Annotated in this window: 15 protein-coding genes; 11 read left to right on the plus strand and 4 right to left on the minus strand. The window is 68.5% G+C overall.

Going from position 1 to position 18,634, the window contains the following annotated elements:
• Position 1: 1 nt before the first annotated feature.
• Positions 2 to 958, plus strand: coding sequence for a polysaccharide deacetylase family protein (locus MNR00_RS02545; RefSeq protein ID WP_241927610.1), 957 nt, complete (start codon positions 2 to 4; stop codon positions 956 to 958).
• Entirely contained in the window at positions 955 to 2,280 is a 1,326-nt protein-coding gene (locus MNR00_RS02550; protein ID WP_241927611.1) for an MFS transporter, read from the plus strand. Before MNR00_RS02545 ends, MNR00_RS02550 begins: the two co-directional genes overlap by 4 nt.
• A gap of 16 nt (positions 2,281 to 2,296) precedes the next feature.
• Here MNR00_RS02550 and MNR00_RS02555 read toward each other — a convergent pair whose 3' ends face one another.
• Positions 2,297 to 2,863, minus strand: coding sequence for a TetR/AcrR family transcriptional regulator (locus MNR00_RS02555; protein ID WP_241927612.1), 567 nt, complete (start codon positions 2,861 to 2,863; stop codon positions 2,297 to 2,299).
• A 140-nt stretch (positions 2,864 to 3,003) separates the two neighbouring features.
• On the opposite strand from MNR00_RS02555, the gene MNR00_RS02560 reads away from it, so the two are divergent.
• From MNR00_RS02560 to MNR00_RS02575, 4 genes are read left to right on the plus strand one after another with little or no spacing between them, the layout of a single operon-like run.
• Positions 3,004 to 4,311: an MFS transporter gene (locus tag MNR00_RS02560; protein ID WP_241927613.1), complete on the plus strand. Its 1,308-nt coding sequence runs from the start codon at positions 3,004 to 3,006 to the stop codon at positions 4,309 to 4,311.
• A gap of 52 nt (positions 4,312 to 4,363) precedes the next feature.
• Positions 4,364 to 5,851, plus strand: a complete 1,488-nt coding sequence (locus tag MNR00_RS02565) for a carboxylesterase family protein (RefSeq protein ID WP_241927614.1) — start codon at positions 4,364 to 4,366, stop codon at positions 5,849 to 5,851.
• Entirely contained in the window at positions 5,848 to 6,585 is a 738-nt protein-coding gene (locus tag MNR00_RS02570; protein ID WP_241927615.1) for a phosphatase PAP2 family protein, read from the plus strand. Before MNR00_RS02565 ends, MNR00_RS02570 begins: the two co-directional genes overlap by 4 nt.
• A gap of 54 nt (positions 6,586 to 6,639) precedes the next feature.
• Positions 6,640 to 8,883: a glycoside hydrolase family 3 C-terminal domain-containing protein gene (locus MNR00_RS02575; protein ID WP_241927616.1), complete on the plus strand. Its 2,244-nt coding sequence runs from the start codon at positions 6,640 to 6,642 to the stop codon at positions 8,881 to 8,883.
• 172 nt (positions 8,884 to 9,055) lie between these two features.
• Here the strand turns inward: MNR00_RS02575 and MNR00_RS02580 are convergent, their stop codons facing one another.
• From MNR00_RS02580 to MNR00_RS02590, 3 genes are read right to left on the minus strand one after another with little or no spacing between them, the layout of a single operon-like run.
• Complete coding sequence (locus MNR00_RS02580; protein ID WP_241927617.1) at positions 9,056 to 9,529, minus strand: DUF3237 domain-containing protein; 474 nt, start codon at positions 9,527 to 9,529, stop codon at positions 9,056 to 9,058.
• A complete protein-coding gene (locus tag MNR00_RS02585) occupies positions 9,526 to 10,821 on the minus strand; it encodes a flavin-dependent oxidoreductase (protein ID WP_241927618.1) in 1,296 nt (431 codons plus the stop codon). The genes MNR00_RS02580 and MNR00_RS02585 overlap by 4 nt, the downstream gene beginning before the upstream one ends.
• 29 nt (positions 10,822 to 10,850) lie before the next feature.
• On the minus strand, positions 10,851 to 11,522 hold the full coding sequence (locus MNR00_RS02590) for a TetR family transcriptional regulator (RefSeq protein ID WP_241927619.1): 672 nt from the start codon (positions 11,520 to 11,522) through the stop codon (positions 10,851 to 10,853).
• Positions 11,523 to 11,675: 153 nt separating this feature from the next.
• Between MNR00_RS02590 and MNR00_RS02595 the strand changes: the two genes are divergently transcribed.
• From MNR00_RS02595 to MNR00_RS02615, 5 genes are all read left to right on the plus strand, one after another.
• Positions 11,676 to 13,379 carry an amidohydrolase gene (locus MNR00_RS02595; protein ID WP_241927620.1) on the plus strand — a complete coding sequence of 568 codons (1,704 nt, stop codon included), beginning with the start codon at positions 11,676 to 11,678 and terminating at the stop codon, positions 13,377 to 13,379.
• Positions 13,379 to 15,034 (plus strand): ABC transporter substrate-binding protein, encoded by a 1,656-nt coding sequence (locus tag MNR00_RS02600; RefSeq protein ID WP_241927621.1) that lies wholly within the window; start codon positions 13,379 to 13,381, stop codon positions 15,032 to 15,034. Before MNR00_RS02595 ends, MNR00_RS02600 begins: the two co-directional genes overlap by 1 nt.
• A gap of 83 nt (positions 15,035 to 15,117) precedes the next feature.
• Complete coding sequence (locus tag MNR00_RS02605) at positions 15,118 to 16,074, plus strand: ABC transporter permease (RefSeq protein WP_241927622.1); 957 nt, start codon at positions 15,118 to 15,120, stop codon at positions 16,072 to 16,074.
• The gene (locus MNR00_RS02610; protein ID WP_241927623.1) at positions 16,071 to 16,940 is read left to right on the plus strand and encodes an ABC transporter permease; all 870 of its coding nucleotides are present in this window, start codon (positions 16,071 to 16,073) and stop codon (positions 16,938 to 16,940) included. The genes MNR00_RS02605 and MNR00_RS02610 overlap by 4 nt, the downstream gene beginning before the upstream one ends.
• Complete coding sequence (locus MNR00_RS02615; protein WP_241927624.1) at positions 16,937 to 18,538, plus strand: ABC transporter ATP-binding protein; 1,602 nt, start codon at positions 16,937 to 16,939, stop codon at positions 18,536 to 18,538. Before MNR00_RS02610 ends, MNR00_RS02615 begins: the two co-directional genes overlap by 4 nt.
• The last annotated feature ends 96 nt before the right edge of the window (positions 18,539 to 18,634 follow it).

Consider the following 18,634-nt stretch of genomic DNA (forward strand, 5'->3'; position numbering starts at 1 on the left):
CATGCCAGCTTCACTCATCGAACGCCTTGGCCACCCTGCCGACACGCGTGCGATCATCCTCAACGCCGACGACTTCGGCATGTGCCGCGCGGCGAACACCGCGATCTCAGAACTGCTCGACGCGGGGCACCTCGACTCGACGACGATCATGATGCCGTGCTCGTGGGCAGCCGGAGCCGCGTCCTTCGCCGCGCGCCGTCACGACCTCGACGTCGGGGTGCACCTCGTGCTCACCAGCGAATGGGACAGGTACCGCTGGCGGCCGCTCACCGGCATCCTCTCCTCCCTCGTCGATGCGGACGGCTACTTCCCGCGCACGGTGCTCGAGGTGGAGCGGCAGGCCGACGAGGACGACGTCGTGGCCGAGCTGGGTCTGCAGGTCGAGGCGGCGATCGCCGCCGGCATCGACGTGACGCACCTCGACAACCACATGGGATCCGTGTACGGACTCGAAACAGGGCGGAACTTCCTTGGACCCGTCTTCGCCCTCGCAGCGAGCCACGGGCTGCCGTTCCGGCTGCCGCGGTACGCGCAGGGCTATGGTCTGGACCCTGCGCTGCAGCCCGTGCTCGATGAGGCGACGGCCGCCGCGGATGCCGCCGGCGTGGTCATCCCCGACCGCAGCTGGACGCACCCGTTCGAGCTGGTCGGAGACGGCACCGCTCAGCAGCAGACCTACGAGGACGTGCGCGACGACTTCATCGAGTTGCTTCGCGCGGTGCCGGCGGGGGTGACCGAGGTGTACCTGCACCCGATGTTCGATGGGCCTGGTCTGCGCGGCACTGTCGACTACGCGGCCGTCAAGCGCGGCTACGAGACGCGGCTGCTCACCGACCCCGTCGTCGCGCAGACGCTCGCCGACGAGGGCCTGATCAGGATCGGCTGGCGGGCGCTGCGCGACCTGCAGCGCGGGGCGGATGCTGCGCCGGTGGATGCTGTGGACGGCGCGCCCAGATGAGCCTGCTCTCCGGCATCCGGGACCGCCGTCTCGAGGCCGCACCCACGCGGGCGCAGACGATCGCGTTCGGGGCATCCGGTTTCCCGACCCAGCTGATGACGCAGACGTTCTCGGCGTTCGTCGTCTACTTCTACGTCGCTCACCTCGCGGCGCCGGCCGAATGGGTCGCCATCGCGATGATCGCGCACGGCGTGCTGAATGCCGTGCTCAACCCCGTCGTCGGCGCGCTCTCCGACCGGCTGCGCACTCCCTGGGGGCGGCGCATCCCGTGGATCGGCCTCGGCATCGTGCCGCTGGTGGTCGCTTTCGTGCTGGTGTGGATGCCACCGGAGCTGCCGACCGGCGGGCTGATCGCCTGGTTCCTGATCGTCGTCGCGGTCTACGACGTCGCGTTCGTGGTGGTCGTGCTGAACATCTCGGCGCTGTTCCCCGAGATCTTCCGCACGACCGAGGAGCGCGCCCGCGGCAACGTGCCGCGGCAGATCTTCGGCATCCTCGGCATGGTGCTCGGCACCGCGCTCGCGCCGATGCTGTACGACGCGCTCGGCTGGCCGGCGATGGCGCTGATCCTGGGCGTCGTGAGTCTGGGGATGCTGCTGTGGTCGTTCCAGGCCGGGATGGTCGAGCGCCGCGGCGCGGTCGCGACCGAGGCGCCGATGGCATGGGGCGCGCAGCTGCGGTACACCTTCACGAACCGCGCGTTCGTGCCATACGTGCTCGGATCGCTGATGGTGCAGACCTCGATCGCGATCATCATCGCCGCGATCCCGTTCTACGTGCGGTACTCGCTGCATGCTGCGGAGGGCGAGGCCAGCGTGCTGCTCGGCGCGATCTTCGCGGCCGCAATCCCCTCGATCATCGGGTGGAGCGCTTTCGTGCGGCGCACGAGCCCGCGCACTGCGCTGCTGGTGGCTGTCGCGATCTTCGGCCTGGCCGTGCTGGCCTTCCTGCTGCCGGCGACGGTGCTCGGCGCCGCGCTGGTGGGGCTCGGCGTCGGCGTCGGCGTCGGCGGACTGCTGCAGCTGCTCGAGATCGCGCTTTCGCAGATCATCGACGACGATGCCGCGCGCACCGGGCACCGCCGCGAGGGCGTGTACTTCGGCGTGAACGGCTTCGTCGTGCGCGGCGCAGTGGTGCTGCAGGCCATCGTGGCGGCGTGGGTGCTGAACGCGAGCGGGTTCGACGCGGCGCTCGGTGACGCGCAGCCGGATGCTGTCGACGGGGGCATCCGCATCATGCTGGCTGTGGTGCCCCTCGGGTTCACCGCGCTCGCGTGGCTGTGCTTCTGGTTCTACCCGATCCGCACCCGCGACGCGGCCTGAACGGGTAGACGCAGCGTCAGGGCCGCAGCAGGTTCAGGAACTGCTCGAGATCGGCGGCCATGTCGATGGTCGGGTCGAGCATCCAGGCGCTCTGCAGCCCGTCGGCGACAGCGTGAGCGGTGCGCATGACCCAGGCCGGGTCGAGATCGGCGCGGATCGTGCCGGCCTGCTGGGCGGCGACGATCTCGCCGCGGGCGATGGCTTCGAGCTGCGCCGTGCGCTGGCGGAAGAAGTCATGCGCCGGATGCTCTGGGTCGGCCGCATCGGCAGCGAGCCGCGCGTACAGATGCACCAGTCCAGGGACGGCGGCGTTGTGTCGGACGACGTCGACGAATGCAGAGATGAAGTCGCTCTCGGCGTACTCGCGGAGATCCCGCTGGTCTCGTGCTTCGAGGATGGCGACGAACATCTCCTCCTTCGAGCCGAAGTAGTGCAGCAGGCCTGCGGGACTCAGACCCGCCGTCTCGGCGATCTCGCGCACCGACGCCTTGCGATAGCCGTGCTCTGCGACGACGGCGAGCGCTGCCTCGAGGATCTCCTCGCGTTTCGCGACGCCTTTCGCGTACGCCCCCCGTTGTGCCATACGTCCCAGGCTACTCCTTGCCCGCAAAGCCGAACAACGTTCGGGTTCGCTTGATTCTGGGTCGACGATCTGTCACGATGTTGTCAAATACCGAATGCTGTTCGGTAACGACCCGACCCGCTCGATGAGGAGCACGCACCATGACCGCACCGTCACTTGATCCTGTCTCGGAGAACGCGCCAACTGGCGTCATCTCCTCGACCCCGCCCGCTGCGGGAGAGCCGGCGGCCAGCCCGCCCTCGAACCGGCGGCTGAAGCCCAGCCTGCTCGTGGCCGCGCTCACCCTGTTCGCCACCTACGGTGGCCTCATCGCCATCCTGCTGCCTTCGCAGATCGCCATGATCGACGAGGCGAACAAGGTCGGCAACCTGTTCATCGTCACGACGACCTCGTTCGTCTTCACGCTCTTCGCCCAGCCGCTTGCCGGTGCTCTCAGCGACCGCACCCGATCGCGCTACGGACGCCGAGCACCGTGGATGGTGATCGGCGCCCTCGTCGGCGGAATCTTCCTGTTCGGGATCGGCTCGCTGACCGACATCCTGTGGATCACCGTGTTCTGGGTCGTCATCCAGGTCGCACTGAACTTCCTGCAGGCGCCGCTGACCACCATCACCGCTGACCGCTTCCCGCGCTCCCAGCGCGGTGGTGCGAGTGCGATGATCGGCCTCGGCACGCAGCTCGGCATGACCGTGGGCGTGATGCTCGCTGCCGCACTCGGTGCGCAGATCGGCATCGGCTACTCGGTGTTCGGCGCCGCGGTCATCGTCGTGACCATCCTGTTCGTGCTCCTGAACCGTGACTGGTCCTCCAAGGAATCCGTCGTCGAGCCCTTCAGCTGGGGCGGCTTCTTCAAGGGCTTCTGGGTCAACCCGCGCAAGCACCCCGACTTCTTCTGGGCTTTCACTGCCCGATTCCTGCTGATCCTCGGCTACTTCGTCGTCGCGGCCTACCAGCTCTACCTGCTCACCGATTACATCGGCATGACCCTCGCCGAGGGTCAGGGCGCGGTCGTCACACTGACGCTCGTCGCTCTCGTGCCGACGATCATCGCCATCATCCTGTCGGGTTGGTGGAGCGACAAGATCGGTCGCCGCAAGGTGTTCATCTACGTCGCATCCGTCGTCATGGTCATCGGCTTCCTGATGCCGATCCTCATGCCGAACATGACCGGAATGATCGCCATGAGCGTGATCAACGGCATCGGCTTCGGTCTGTACATGTCGGTCGACGCGGCTCTGATGACCGAGGTGCTGCCCAGTGAGGGAACCGCCGCTGGCAAGGACCTCGGCATCCTCAACGTCGCCACGAACATCCCGCAGGCGCTGAGCTCGGGAGTCGCGGCACTCATCATCACGTTCCTTGGCGGCTACCAGATGCTCTTCGTGTTCGCGATGGTCTTCGTCGTGCTCGCGGCGATCGCCATCGCACCGATCAAGGGCGTGCGCTGATCCGCGCAGAATGACCATCGGGAACTGAGCAGGACAAGGTAGGAAGAGAAGCATGACGAAGACCGAGAAGACCACCGACTACGTCGAGGTGACCACGACCGCGGGTCGTGTGCGCGGCAGCTGGCGCCCGACCACCGGTGGCCACGGCAACCCGCAGTCGGCGGCGTTTCTCGGCATCCCGTTCGCCGAGGCGCCGGTGGGTGAACTGCGGTTCGCCGCACCGGTGCCGAAGGCGCCGTGGGAGGGCGTGCGCGACGCGCTCGAGTTCGCCGCCACCGCGCAGCGGGGTGACCCCGGCGTCACGCTGATCCCCGAGCCGAGCGTCGAGGGGGAGAGCACGCTGAACGTCAACGTGTTCTCGCCCTCGCCGCAGCGGGCATCCGACGCCGGCCTGCCGGTGCTGGTGTGGATCCACGGCGGAGGGTACTTCGCCGGTTCTCCTGCCAGCCCCTGGTACGACGGACGCAACTTCAACCGCGACGACGTCGTGACGGTGACGCTCTCGTACCGGCTCGGCTTCGACGGCTTCGGCTGGATCGACGGCGCTCCCTCCAACCGGGGCGTGCGCGACTGGCTGCTCGCCCTGGAATGGGTGCAGCAGAACATTGCCGAATTCGGAGGCGACCCCGCACGGGTCACCATCGCCGGACAATCCGCCGGTGGCGGTGCGGTGCTCACGCTGCTCGGCATGGAGCAGGCACAGCACCTGTTCCACGGTGTGTACGCCGTCTCGGGTGCGCTCGCCGATGTCACCCCTGAGCGGTCGGAGGAGTTCGGGCGCAAGCTCGCAGCTTCGGCCGGTGTGCAGCCGACCATGGCCGGCTTCCGCTCGCTGTCCGAGGAGCGCGTGCTCGAGCTGCAGAAGAAGGCGACCGAGCTCGATCCTGCTGCCATGGAGAAGATGCTCGATGAGGGACTCGGTCTGGGGCCGACCATCGACGGCGATCTGATCCCGCGGTCGACACGCGAGTCTCTTCGCGCCGGGGTCGGCGCCGACAAGCCGCTGGTCATGGGCACCACCGATGATGAGTTCTCGATGGCGATGGGCGATGCGGCCAAGGTGCTGCGCTGGGTGCCGAAGGGCATGCTGCTCGGCAAGTTCGGCGTCGCGAAGGACCGTCGCAAGGCCTACCTCGCCGCGAACGCCGACGTCGTCGCCAAGGGCAAGGCGCGCCTCGCCGGCCGTGTGCTCACCGACCGGATGTTCCGCACCTCGGTGCTCAACATCGCCGGCGACCGCGGCGCCGCACCCACCTGGCTGTACCGCTTCTCTTGGCCGTCCGGCACCTTCGGCTTCGCCGAGCACTGCCTCGACGTGCCGTTCTTCTTCGACTGCCTCGACGGCCCGGCCATGGTGCCGCTCGCAGGGCCCAACCCGCCGCAGGAACTCGCTGACGAGGTGCACGGCGCGGCGGTGGCATTCATCAACAGCGGCGACCCCGGCTGGCCGCAGCTGGACGCCACCGGCGTCGCCCGAGTCTTCGACGTCCCGACGCGCGACATGGTCGACGCGTACGCGTCCGTCAAGGCGCTGCTGTGAGTGGCGTGCAGACCCCACCGCGCAATCGCACCCTGCTGTGGGTGGGTCTCGGTCTGCTGCTGATCCTCGTGCTGCAGGGAGCTGCGATCCTCGCAGCCCCCGAAGCCCCTTGGACCCAGGCGCTCGATGACGCCTGGCGGGCAGCCGTCGGCGCCGGACCGGATGATGCCGTGGCCACAGGTCCGATCGCCATGCTGTTCCAGGAGATCGGCGCGATCCCAGGGTTCGCGCTGATGATGCTGATCCTGCCCGCCGCCCTCGCGATCGTGGGGCGGTGGCGCTCGATGCTCTTCGTCATCGCCGCACAGCTCGCAGGCCCTGGACTCGTCTCGCAGCTGGCGAAGAACATCGTCGACCGTCCCCGTCCGGCAGAGGACGCTGCGGCAGGACTGTTCGGCCCACTCGTCATGGTCGATCACGGTTCGTTCCCCTCGGGGCACTCCATGAGCATGGGCGTGATCATCGTCACGATCTTCGCGCTGATCCCGCCGACCCGCCGCACCTGGCGCATCGTCTGGGCCGTCATCTCGGTGCTGCTCACGATGGGGATGATCTGGCAGCGCACCCTGATCAACGCCCACTGGTTCAGCGACACCGTCGTCGGCATCCTCGCCGGCATGGGCGTCGCCCTCGTGCTGTGGTGGGCGTTCTGGCCCTGGCTGAACCGCGACTACGGGCGCCGCCCGTGGTTCCTGAAGCCGGTGCAGGCACCGGCGACAGCATCCGCCGCCTGACAGACGCGACCACCGCAAAACCGCACCACATTCGATTCACCCAGGAAAGAGCTCATGACCGAGAAGATCGCCGAAACCCTCGCAGCCCTCACCACCGAGCAGAAGGCGTCGCTGACCAGCGGCGCGGACTTCTGGACGACGAAGGCGGTCGGTGACGTCCCCTCGGTCATGCTCACAGACGGACCGCACGGGCTGCGCAAGCAGGCCGGCGACAGTGACCACCTCGGACTGAACGACAGCGTGCCGGCCACCTGCTTCCCGCCCGCGGCGGCGATCGGCTCGACGTTCGATCCCGCGCTCGCCGAGCGCATCGGCACCGCGCTGGGTGTGGAGTCCGCGATCGAGGACGTCGCCGTCATCCTCGGCCCCGGCATCAACCTGAAGCGCTCGCCGCTGTGCGGACGCAACTTCGAGTACATGTCGGAGGACCCGATCCTCTCCGGCGTCATGGGCGCAGGGCTCGTCCGCGGCATCCAGTCGCAGGGGGTCGGCGCATCGCTGAAGCACTTCGCGGCGAACAACCAGGAGGACGACCGCATGCGCGTGTCGGCCGACATCGACCCGCGTCCGCTGCGCGAGCTCTACCTGCGCAGCTTCGAGCGGGTCGTCAAGGACGCCCAGCCGTGGACCGTGATGTGCTCGTACAACCGCATCAACGGCGTGTACGCCTCGGAGGACCCGTGGCTGCTCACGCAGGTGCTGCGCGACGACTGGGGCTTCGAGGGTCTCGTCGTCTCGGACTGGGGCGCCGTCAACGACCGCGTCGCTGGCCTCGTCGCCGGGCTCGATCTCGAGATGCCGGGTGGCGGCGGAGAGACGGATGCTGAGATCGTCGCAGCTGTCTCGTCGGGCGCCCTGGCTGAGAGCGTGCTCGATGTGGCCGCCGGCCGCGCGGTCGATCTGGTGCGCAAGGCGCAGGCGCGCCCCTCCGTGACCGGACCGCTCGACGTCGACGCGCACCACGCGCTGGCCCGCGAGGCCGCAGCGCGCTCGATCGTGCTGCTCAAGAACGACGGCGTCCTGCCGCTGGCAACAGATGCGAAACTCGCCGTGATCGGCGAGTTCGCCCGCACGCCGCGCTTCCAGGGCGGCGGTTCGTCGCACATCAACCCGACCCGCGTCGACACCGCACTCGACGCCTTCCGCGAGATCGCGGGGGAGCGGGTCGCGTTCGCGGCCGGTTTCGCCTTCGACGGTGCGGATGCGCAGGCGCTCCGCGCAGAGGCTGCGGCCGTGGCATCCGCTGCCGACGTCGCGGTCGTCTTCCTCGGCCTCACCGAAGCGGAGGAGTCGGAGGGCTTCGACCGCACGCACATCGACCTGCCCGTCGTGCAGCTCGAGCTGTTGGATGCTGTCATCGCTGCCAACCCGAACGTCGTCGTCGTGCTCTCGAACGGCGCCGTCGTCGCGCTGCCGTTCGCCGACCGCGTGCCGGCGATCGCCGAGGCGTGGCTGCTCGGCCAGGCCGGCGGATCGGCGACGGTCGACGTGCTCACCGGTGCCGTGAACCCGTCGGCGCGTCTGGCCGAGACCATCCCGCGGCGCCTCGAGGACACCCCGGCGTACGGCTCGTTCCCCGGCTCGTTCGGGCACGTCCGCTACGGCGAGGGGCTGTTCGTCGGCTACCGCTGGTACGACCAGCGCAACATGGCCGTCACCTACCCGTTCGGGCACGGACTGTCGTACACGTCGTTCGAGTACGGCGCGCCCGTGGCATCCGTTCTTGAGACCGGTGATGTCAGCGTGCGCGTGCCCGTGACCAACACCGGCGACCGCGACGGCCGCGAGGTCGTGCAGGTCTACGTCGGACGCGCCGAGTCCGCCGTCGAGCGGGCTCCGCGCGAGTTGAAGGCCTTCGCGTCGGTCGAGATCGCCGCCGGGGCTTCGGAGGACGTCAAGCTCACGGTGCGCCGGGAGGACCTGGCGTACTGGGACATCCGCGTCGACCGCTGGATCGTCGAGGGCGGTGCGTACCTCGTCGAGATCGGCGCCTCGAGCCGCGATCTGCGGGGCAGTGCGAGCGTCGATGTCGCCGGCGACGAGGTGCGGATGCCCTTGACGATGAACTCGTCGGTGGGCGAGCTGCTCGCGCACCCGGTAGTCGGGCCGATCGTCCAGGCGCAGCTGGCGGGCGTGCAGGAGCTCTCGGACGGTGCGGCGGATGCCGGCATCATGAGCGACGACAACATGGCGAAGATGATGGCGTCGTTCCCGATCGGACGCCTGGCCGGCTTCCCCGGCATGGGCGTCAACCGCGCGCAGGTCGCGCAGCTGATCGCCCTCGGCAACGCCGACTGACCCCCCCAGCCACTTCGCGCAGCTTCCCCCCCGGCTTCGCGAAGTCGCCCGTGCGCTTCGCGAACTCGCTTCGCGAACCGCTTCTCGTTCCCGTATGAGTTTCTGTCGCCTATCGCGCGATATGGCGACAAAAACTCATACGGGAGCGAAGGGTGGTCAGCTGATTCGGGGGTCAGCCGATCCGGTACGTGCGGTAGCTGACGGTCGCTGCCTGACGGCGGGCGGATGCCAGGAACATCGAGCGCTGCAGATGAGCCAGCCTCGGGGCCGATGTCTCGATGTCGACCGTGGTGCGGAAGACGTACGCGGCGGGATCGACGTCCTCGCCCCGGCCCAGGCGCTCCAGCACCTCAGGTGACCCGGCGCGCAGCCCGGCGGCGTGCAGCAGCACCAGCTCTCCCGCGGACGTGCGCGCCGAGTAGCGTGCGTCGATGCGGATCGTGCCGTCGGCGTCGATCAGCTGCCAGTCGGCGCCGCCCGGCAGGATCTCGGCTTCGATCTCGCCGGTCACTTCGCCGCCGAGGATCGGCACGACGCGTCGGATGCCAGCGCTCGTGGCGCCATGGTCCTCTGGCCGCCCCAGCTGCACGGCGACATCGAACGCGAACGTCAGCGTCGGCACCGGCAGGGAGTCGAAGTCGCTCATGATCCCGCGACGTCCGCCCCTGTTTCGGGCGTGCCCTGCCGCGTGGCGCTCAGGGACGCACGGTCGTTGAGCGTCGAGGGGTGGAAGCCGGCGGCGCGCTTGTAGCCGGTGGCGACCTCTTCCAGCTCGGCAGCCGGGATCACGTCGTGGATGTCGGCGAAGCCCTCTGGGGCGCGCTCTCGTGCCAGCTGCATCACCCGCTCTGGACCCGTGGCGCGGGTGGATGCCAGCAGCGCCGTCATCGCGGGGCGTCGAGCTTGTTCGTATGCCGCCAGAGCGCTGTCGACGTCGGGGGACGTGGCGAGGTGAAACGCCAGCGTGCGGGCATCCAGGATCGCCTGCGACCCGCCGTTGGATCCGTTCGGGTACATCGCGTGCGCGGCGTCGCCGAGCAGTGTCGTGCGGCCGAACGTCCACTGCGGCAGGGGGTCGCGGTCGACCATCGGGTACTCGAGGATCTCGTCGGCCGCGGCGATCACCGCCGGGACGTCGAGCCAGTCGTACCGCCAGTCGTCGAACAGCTCGGCGATCGGGGCCGGGTCCACGGTGCGGTTCCAGTCGGCATCCGCCGAGCCGACCCCGCGCCGCTCGGCGATGAAGTTCACGCGGATCGCACCCTCGTCAGCATCCGACTCCGCCCTGGCGAGCGGGTACGCGACGAACTTCTGCTCGGCATCGCCGGCCATGATCATCGTCTGCCCGTCGAGGAACTGCGGCACAGTGGCGACGCCGCGCCACAGCGTCAGGCCGCTCCACGGTGGGGGCCCCTCGTCGGGGTAGCGCAGTGCGCGTAGAGCGGAGTGGATGCCGTCGGCACCGATCACCAGGTCGGCCTCGACCTCGACGGAATCGCCGTCCGCGGTCTCGAAGCGGGCGATCTCGGTGCCGGCGTCGGCGGAGTGCACGTCGACCAGCCGGCTTCCGAGCCGGATCACCTCGCCGAGGCGCTCGGTGACGGCATCCGCCAGCGCAAGCTGCAGTCGGCCGCGATGCACCGACAGCTGCGGCCAGCGGTAACCGGCGTCCACGCCGCGCGGCTCGCTCCAGATCAGTTGTCCGTGGCGGTTCATGTAGCTGAGCGCGCGCGGGGCGACGCCCAGCTCGTGCATCCGATCGCCAAGACCCAGTTCCGTCAGTTCGCGGATCGCGTGCGGCAGCAGGTTCAGCCCGACGCCGAGGCCGCGGATCTCGCGGCTGCGCTCGTGGATCTCGATGTCGTCGAATCCGGCGGCGTGCAGGCTGAGCGCGGCGGCAAGGCCGCCGATGCCCGCGCCGACGATGATGATCTTCATTGATCGTCTCCAGGTGGTGGCAGGAAGGGTCAGGGTGCTGCGGTGCGCGCCGCGGATTCGATGATCACATCGACTCCCATCAGGAAGAGCTCGTCGTCCTGCAGGTCGGCGAGAGCGACGCTGTTGGCGGCGATCAGGGGGTACGCACGCGGATCGGCCAGCAGTGGTGAATCGAACCAGGCGTTGTTGTTGCCGTCGTTGTCGCCATCGTGACGCTCAGCGTGTCCGCGGGCGATGCCGGCGGACACGCTGAGCACGTGCGTGGCCATCAGTGCGTAGTGACGCACGAGCTCGCCGTCGCGGAGGCCTGCGCGGTGGAATGCATCGAGCATGAACTCGATGACGGCGAGCTCACCCGGGCCGTGCGTCGTGATCGACATCGCCTCGACGGCGATCGCCGGATGCCGGGTGAACCACGAAAGCGTCGCCTTGGCGAGTGTGCGCAGCCGGTCGGCCCACTCCTCGACGGGCACGTCGACGTCGGCGGCTGCCCTGGCGTTCAGCTCGTCGAGCAGGGCGGCCATCAGTGCGTCCTTGCTGCGGAAGTGCCGGTAGATCGCGGTCGGGTCGGCGCCCAGCTGGTGGCCGAGTTCCCGCACCGAGATCGATGAGACGCCGGCCCGCGCGGCGAGCTCGAGCCCAGCCTCGATGATCCCTGCGCGGTCGAGTCGGACACGGGAGGACCCTCGTTCGGTTTCCACTGCGTTGGCCTTCATCTCACCCCTTCGGTCGCTTCCATCGTGCCATGTGAGTCTGCGCCTTGATCACATTGCTGTCAACACTGTTGACAGCAATGTGGACTGTCCCATACGTTTATGCGATCCACCACTTCGACGAGGAAGGAAACAAGACGAATGACCCAAGTCGTCTTCCAGGGCGGAGCGATCTTCACCGGCTCAGGTGAACCGCTGCAGGGCCACGCGGTCGTGGTCACCGACGGGCGCATCACCGCCCTCGTCAGTGAGACCGAGATCGATGCGCACATCGGCCCCGATGCCGAGCGAGTGGATCTGGACGGCGCGCTGCTGGCGCCTGGGTTCCAGGACGCGCACATCCATGCCGTCGGCGGCGGCATCGAGCTGCTGCAGTGCAACCTCAGCGATTCCGAGTCCGCCGAAGACGCCGTCGCCATGGTGCGCGCCTATGCCGAGGCGAACCCCGACGAGGAGTGGATCCTCGGCGGCGGCTGGTCGATGGACCACTACCCTGGTGGCGCGCCGGTGCGCACCCTGCTCGACGAGGCGGTCCCAGGGCGCCTGGTGCTGCTTGTCAGTCGCGACCACCACAGCGCCTGGGCCTCCACCGCCGCGATCGAGCTGGCGGGGATCACCGCGTCGACCGCCGACCCTGAGGACGGACGCGTCGAGCGCGAGGCAGACGGGTACCCGGCAGGCACCTTCCACGAAGGAGCGGCCGACCTGTTCGAGGAGGTCCGCCCCAAGACCGACTCCGAGCTCATCTACCGCGGGCTGCTGCGCGCGCAGGAAGAGCTCGTCCCCCTTGGCATCACCGGCTGGCAGGACGCCATGGTCGGTCAGGGCGCAGCGGCGATCGCCGATCCCCTTCCCGCCTACGAGCGCGCACTCGCCGAAGGCGCTCTGCAGGTGCACGTCACCGGTGCCCAGTGGTGGACCCGCACCGGCGGCATCGAGCAGGTCGAGCACATGACCGCGGAGCGCGCCCGCGTCGCAGCGCTCGAGCCCGCAGGGCGATTGAGTGTCGGCACCACCAAGATCATGGTCGACGGCGTCGCCGAGAACCAGACCGCCGCCATGCTCACGCCGTACCGGGACGGTCACGGCCACGACACCCACAATCACGGGCTGAGCTTCATCGATCCCGAGCGGCTGCGCGAGTACGTCACGGCTCTCGACGCCGCCGGAATGCAGGTGCACATGCACGCGCTCGGCGACCGTGCCGTGCGCGAAGCGTTGGATGCCCTCGCCGTCGCCCGCGAGCACAATGGGGCAACCGACGGCCGCCACCACCTCGCGCACCTGCAGATCGTGGCCGAAGAGGACATCCCGCGCTTCACCGATCTCGATGCCGTCGCCAACCTCCAGGCGCTCTGGGCCACGCACGAGGACCAGCTCGACGAGCTCACCCTGCCGTTCCTGCAGGACGGCCAGGAGGCCAGGCAGTACCCGTTCGGCGACTTCGTGCGCGCAGGCGCGCGGCTGGCCGCAGGCAGCGACTGGCCGGTGTCCAGCGCAGCCCCGCTCGACGCGATCCACATCGCCGTCAATCGCACGTACCCCGGCTCCACGCAGGAGCCGCTCGGCGGTGCTCACCAGCGTCTCGACCTCGCCACCGCCATGGCGGCGTATACGTCGGGCAGCGCATGGGTGAACCACCGCGATCACGACACCGGCAGCATCCGCGAGGGCTACCTCGCAGACCTCGTCGTGATCTCCCCAGATCCGTTCCAGCTCCCGGCATCCGACCTCTACCAGTCCGAGATCTCCTCGACCTGGATCGGCGGAGCCCGCGTCTACGAACGCACCGCAGCAGTACCCGCACCAGCAGTATCCGTATCCGTTGACAACAGGGAGTCCTGATGAACTCTTCACGCACGTCCCGGGTCGTCGCCCTCGGCGCGACTGCCCTGCTCACAGTGGGCCTCGCCGCCTGCACGCCTGCCGCCGATGATGGCGGCGGGGGTGGTGGCGACGACAGCAAGTCACTGCAGTGGGAGCTGACGACCAAGACCGATGCGCCCAGCGGCGACATCGACTCGTTCAGCTTCGCGCTGTATGCCGAGCCGTACTCGCTCGACTACGCCTACGCATTCGACTATCCCGACAACCAGGTGCTCGCGAACGTCTGCGAGTCGCTGCTGCTGCTCAACCCGGACTTCACGCTGACCCCCGGTCTTGCCGAGTCGTTCGAGCAGCCCGATGACATGACGTGGGTCTACAACCTGCGTGAGGGCGTCACCTTCCACGACGGCACCCCGCTGACCGCCGCTGACGCGGTCGCATCGATGAGCCGGCACATCAACCCCGAGGTCGGATCGTCGTGGTTCTCGGCCTACCAGAACGTCGCATCGATCGAGCAGACCGGCGACCTGCAGGTGACCGTGCACATGACCACCCCCGACTCGCAGTTCAACCTGGGCATGGGCGGGTCGGCCGGCGTCATCGAATCGGCCGCCACCCTCGCTGCGGCGGGTGCCGACTACGGCAACTCCACCGGCGGTGTGAACTGCACCGGTCCATTCTCGCTCAGCGAATGGAAGTCCGGCGAGTCGATCACCCTCACCCGCTACGACGACTACTGGAACAAGGACAAGGCCGCCAAGTCAGGCGAGGTCAAGTTCGTGTTCATGAGCGACAGCAACGCGCGCGTCAACGCACTGAAGTCCGGTGATGTCGATGGCTCGTGGATGCTGCCGATCGAAGCTGTCGACCAACTGCGCGCCTCCGGCAAGGGCGACGTGCTCTTCGGACCCGGCACCGCCGTGAGCCAGCTCGTGATCAGCAACCTCGATGGCCCGCTCGGTGACGTGCGCGTCCGCAAGGCGCTGATGCTTGCGCTGGACCGCGAGGGCGTCCTTCAGGCCGCCGCCCGCGGTGTCGGCGAGGTCACCGACGTGCACACCACGAAGTCGGTGTGGGGCATGGCATCGGATGCTGACCGCAAGGCCGCGTTCGAGGACATCACGCACTACGACCAGAACCTCGAAGAGGCCAAGAAGCTCATCGCCGAGGCCGGTGTAGAGGGTGAGGAGATCACCTTCGTCACCGCCCCGATCGGCAACGACTTCGCGGTCATCTCGCAGGCCGCCGCGGCCGCCGCGCAGTCCATCGGTCTGAAGATGAAGATCGAGTCGGTCAGCCCGGGTGCATACACGGCGCTGTTCTCGGACCCGAGCGCGCGTGAGGGCGTCGACATGTTCTACACGGTCTGGTACCTCTCCAGCCCGGACGCCCTCGAGATGTACTCGGTGCTGCGCACCGGCGACTTCAGCAACTACGGCAACTGGTCGAACCCCGAGTTCGACGAGACCGTGAACAAGGCCGTCACCACGATGGACCCTGCTGAGCGCGGCGCGCTGACAGCCAAGGCGCAGCAGATCGCGAACGCCGAGCTGCCCTGGCTGCCCCTCTACGAGGGACCGATCTCGCTGTTCATGGGTGAGCGCATCACGGGCGTACAGCCCTCGATGATGTTCCTCTACTTCCCGTGGGCAGCGCAGCTCGGCGCCCGCTGACCGATCTCGGATGCCGCGGCGAACTCCCTGCGCCGCGGCATCCGAACCGCTTCTTCTCACGTCTTCCACGGAGGTCACCGGTTATGAAGACCGCCCGACGCGTCGCTGGAAAGCTCGCAGGACTGCTGCTGACGCTCTTCCTGGCATCCCTGCTCGTCTTCTTCTCACGCTTCGTCGTCCCCGGCGACCCGATCAGCTTCCTGCTCCGAGGGCGCAAGCCCTCGCCCGAGGCGGTGGCCGAGATCACCGCCCAGTACGGGCTGGATCTGCCACCGTGGCAGCAGTACATCAACTGGCTCCTCGGCCTGCTGCAGGGCGACTTCGGCCGTTCGCTGCAGTACCGCCAGGACGTCTCGGTCGTGATCGGCGAGCGACTGCCGGTGACCCTCACCCTCGTCGCCATGGCGGGGCTCATCATCGCTGTCGTCGGCCTGATCTCCGGTGCCATCGCGGCTCTGAACCATGGCAAGCCACTGGATCGGTCCATTCTGATCTTCCTCACCGTGCTCGGCGCCATCCCCTCCTTCGTCGGATCGATCGTGCTGATCGCCGTCTTCGCCGTGCAGCTGGGCTGGTTCCCCACCTTCGGGTCGGGTGAAGGGTTCTGGGATCGCATCTACCACCTGATCCTGCCCTCCATCGCGCTTGGCATCGTCTTCATCGTGCTGGTCGGCAAGGTGACCCGTTCGGCCATGGTCGAACAACTCGGCCGCGAGCACGTCGAGGTGGCCACCAGCCGTGGCATCGCCTCTGGAACAGTGCTGCGCCGCCACGTGCTGCGCAACGCGCTGATGCCCATCCTCACCGTCTCGGGTGTGCTGGTCGCCGGCCTCATGGTCGCCAGCACCATCGTCGAGGCGGCCTTTGGCCTCGCCGGCATCGGCTCGCTGCTGGTGCAGTCCGTCGACCGGCTCGACTTCCCCGTCGTCCAGGCGATCGTGCTTCTCGTGGTGACCGCGTTCGTGGTCATGAACGCGATCGTCGACATCCTCGAACCCTGGGTCGACCCTCGATCCGCAGCAGGAGCAGGTGCCAGATGACCGCCACCCCGACGCCCACTCTGGCCGTTCGCATCCTGAAGGCCCCGAGGGCGGCCCGTGCGAACCTCCTCTTCACGATCAGCGTGATCGTGCTCGCAGTGGTCACGCTCGCTGCTATCTTCGCGCCCTGGGTCGCCCCGTACGACCCGGATGCCGTCGACTTCTCCGCCTTCTACGCCCCGCCGTCGGCAGCGCACTGGCTCGGCACTGATGCGCTCGGTCGCGACCTGCTCAGCCGCATCATCTGGGGCGGCCGCACGGCCCTGGTCGGGCCGCTCGCGGTCGTCATCTTCTCGACCATCCTGGGCATCCTGCTCGGCCTCATCGCCGGGTGGCGGGGCGGATGGATCGACGCCGTGCTCGGCCGAGTCTTCGACGTGCTGTTCTCGTTCCCGTCGCTGCTGATCGCGATCATGGCCGTCGCGCTGTTCGGCAAGGGCCTGCTCGCCCCGGTCATCGCGATGAGCATCGCCTACGCCCCGTTCGTGGCGCGCCTCACCCGCAGCCTGATCGCCGCCGAACGCACTCGCCCATACGTCGCCGCCTACCAGGTGCAGGGCTTCAGCGGCCCGTGGATCGCGCTGCGCCGAGTGCTGCCCAACGTCGTGCCGATCGTCGGTGCGCAATCGACGCTGAACTTCGGCTACGTGCTGGCCGAGCTCGCCGGCCTCTCGTTCCTCGGGCTCGGCGTGCAGCCGCCGACCGCCGATTGGGGAGCCATGATCAACGAATCGCAGTCCGGCCTCCTCGCCGGCCAGTTCCTGCCGGCGATCGCCCCGGCCGTGGTCGTGGTGCTCATCGTCGTGGCCGTCAACATCATCGGCGAAGAGCTGTCAGACCGCATCGGAGGGGAGATCCCGGCATGACCATTCTTCTTGACATCGACGATCTCACCCTCGACCTGCCGAACGGCACGAGACTGCTCGACGGCATCAGCCTCACGGTCGCCGCCGGCGAGACCGTCGGCCTGGTCGGCGAGTCCGGCTCTGGCAAGTCGCTCACTGCGCGTACGGTGCTCGGGCTCATGCCCGACGGGGCCGTCATCGGCGGCAGCGTGACGGTAGACGGCCAGTCGCCGCTCGACGGCGGAGTGGTGCTGCAGGGCATCCGACGCTCTGATGCCGCGATGGTCTTCCAGGATCCGCGCGCCGGGATCAACCCCATGCGCACCGTCGGCGACCACGTCACCGAGGGGCTGCGGCTCGCTCCAGCGCCCGGCAAGTCGGCCTGGAAGAAGAGCGCCGCGCGCAAGCGCGCCGAAGACCTGCTGACCGCCGTGCGGCTGCCGTCGCCGGCCGCGCACCTCGACCAGCATCCCTACGAGCTCTCCGGCGGAATGCTGCAGCGCGTCATGATCGCAGGGGCGCTGACCACCGAGCCGCGGCTGCTCGTCTGCGACGAGCCGACCACGGCGCTGGACGTCACGACGCAGGCCGAGATCGTGCAGGTGCTGCGCGAGCAGTGCGCGCAGCGCGGGATGGGGATGCTCTTCATCACGCACGATCTGAACCTCGCCGGCTCGCTGTGCGATCGCCTCGTCGTGATGAAGGACGGCGTCGTGGTCGAAGAGGGACCGGCGCGCGAGGTGCTGGTCAACCCGCAGAACGCCTACACCCGCCGCTTGGTCGCGGCGACGCCGCGCCTGCACGGCGAGGGCGGCGCGACGGGCGGTGCCGCCGCCGATTCGGATGCCATGGTCACCGTCACCGGAGTGTCGAAGACGTACAGCATCCGCGGCGGCCATCAGGTGCGGGCCGTGGTGGATGCTGAGCTGACGATCCCGGTCGGCGGCGCGCTTGCCGTCGTGGGGGAGTCCGGGTCTGGCAAGTCGACGCTCGCCCGCATGATCGTCGGCCTCGAAGGAGCCGACACCGGCGACATCCGCATCGGCGGACAGGATGCCACGACGCCGCCGCGCAACAAGGTCGAGCGACTGGCGCGGGCAAAGAGCGTGCAGATGGTGTTCCAGGATCCGTACCTGTCGCTTGACCCGCGGATCCCTGCCGGGCGCGCCATCGAAGACGTGCTGAAGCTGCACCAGGGTCTTGACGGCGCCGCGGCGCGGGCTCGTGCCCTCGAGCTGCTGACGTCGGTCGGCCTCGGTGAGGAGCACCTGAAGGCGCGGCCCAAGACGCTCTCGGGCGGCCAGCGACAGCGCGTCGCGATCGCCCGTGCGCTGGCCATCGAGCCCGACCTGCTGGTGATGGATGAGGCGACCAGCGCCCTTGATGTCTCGGTGCAGGCGCAGGTGCTCGATCTGGTCGCCGACATCCGCCGCAGGCAGGGCCTCACGCTGCTGTTCATCAGCCACGACCTGGCCGTCGTGCGCAAGGTGTGCGAGCAGACCATCGTGATGAGCAAGGGCGAGATCGTCGAGCGGGGCGCCACGGCACAGCTGCTGGCCGATCCGCAGCATCCGTACACCCGCCTGCTCATCGACTCGGTGCCGGTGCCGGTGGTGTGAGCCGGGCGGAGGCGCTCCGAAACCACGATGCTCCCGTATGAGTTTCTGTCGCTGATCCCGCGATCAGGCGACAGAAACTCATACGGGAGCGGGTTC

The organism is Microbacterium sp. H1-D42 (assembly GCF_022637555.1).
In the GTDB taxonomy this organism is placed as follows: domain Bacteria; phylum Actinomycetota; class Actinomycetes; order Actinomycetales; family Microbacteriaceae; genus Microbacterium.

Coding starts and splice junctions, on each gene's coding strand:
- MNR00_RS02545 (WP_241927610.1), top strand. CDS start 2: ATGCCAGCTTCACTCATCGAACGCCTTGGCCACCCTGCCGACACGCGT.
- MNR00_RS02550 (WP_241927611.1), top strand. CDS start 955: ATGAGCCTGCTCTCCGGCATCCGGGACCGCCGTCTCGAGGCCGCACCC.
- MNR00_RS02555 (WP_241927612.1), bottom strand. CDS start 2,863: ATGGCACAACGGGGGGCGTACGCGAAAGGCGTCGCGAAACGCGAGGAG.
- MNR00_RS02560 (WP_241927613.1), top strand. CDS start 3,004: ATGACCGCACCGTCACTTGATCCTGTCTCGGAGAACGCGCCAACTGGC.
- MNR00_RS02565 (WP_241927614.1), top strand. CDS start 4,364: ATGACGAAGACCGAGAAGACCACCGACTACGTCGAGGTGACCACGACC.
- MNR00_RS02575 (WP_241927616.1), top strand. CDS start 6,640: ATGACCGAGAAGATCGCCGAAACCCTCGCAGCCCTCACCACCGAGCAG.
- MNR00_RS02580 (WP_241927617.1), bottom strand. CDS start 9,529: ATGAGCGACTTCGACTCCCTGCCGGTGCCGACGCTGACGTTCGCGTTC.
- MNR00_RS02585 (WP_241927618.1), bottom strand. CDS start 10,821: ATGAAGATCATCATCGTCGGCGCGGGCATCGGCGGCCTTGCCGCCGCG.
- MNR00_RS02595 (WP_241927620.1), top strand. CDS start 11,676: ATGACCCAAGTCGTCTTCCAGGGCGGAGCGATCTTCACCGGCTCAGGT.
- MNR00_RS02600 (WP_241927621.1), top strand. CDS start 13,379: ATGAACTCTTCACGCACGTCCCGGGTCGTCGCCCTCGGCGCGACTGCC.
- MNR00_RS02605 (WP_241927622.1), top strand. CDS start 15,118: ATGAAGACCGCCCGACGCGTCGCTGGAAAGCTCGCAGGACTGCTGCTG.
- MNR00_RS02610 (WP_241927623.1), top strand. CDS start 16,071: ATGACCGCCACCCCGACGCCCACTCTGGCCGTTCGCATCCTGAAGGCC.
- MNR00_RS02615 (WP_241927624.1), top strand. CDS start 16,937: ATGACCATTCTTCTTGACATCGACGATCTCACCCTCGACCTGCCGAAC.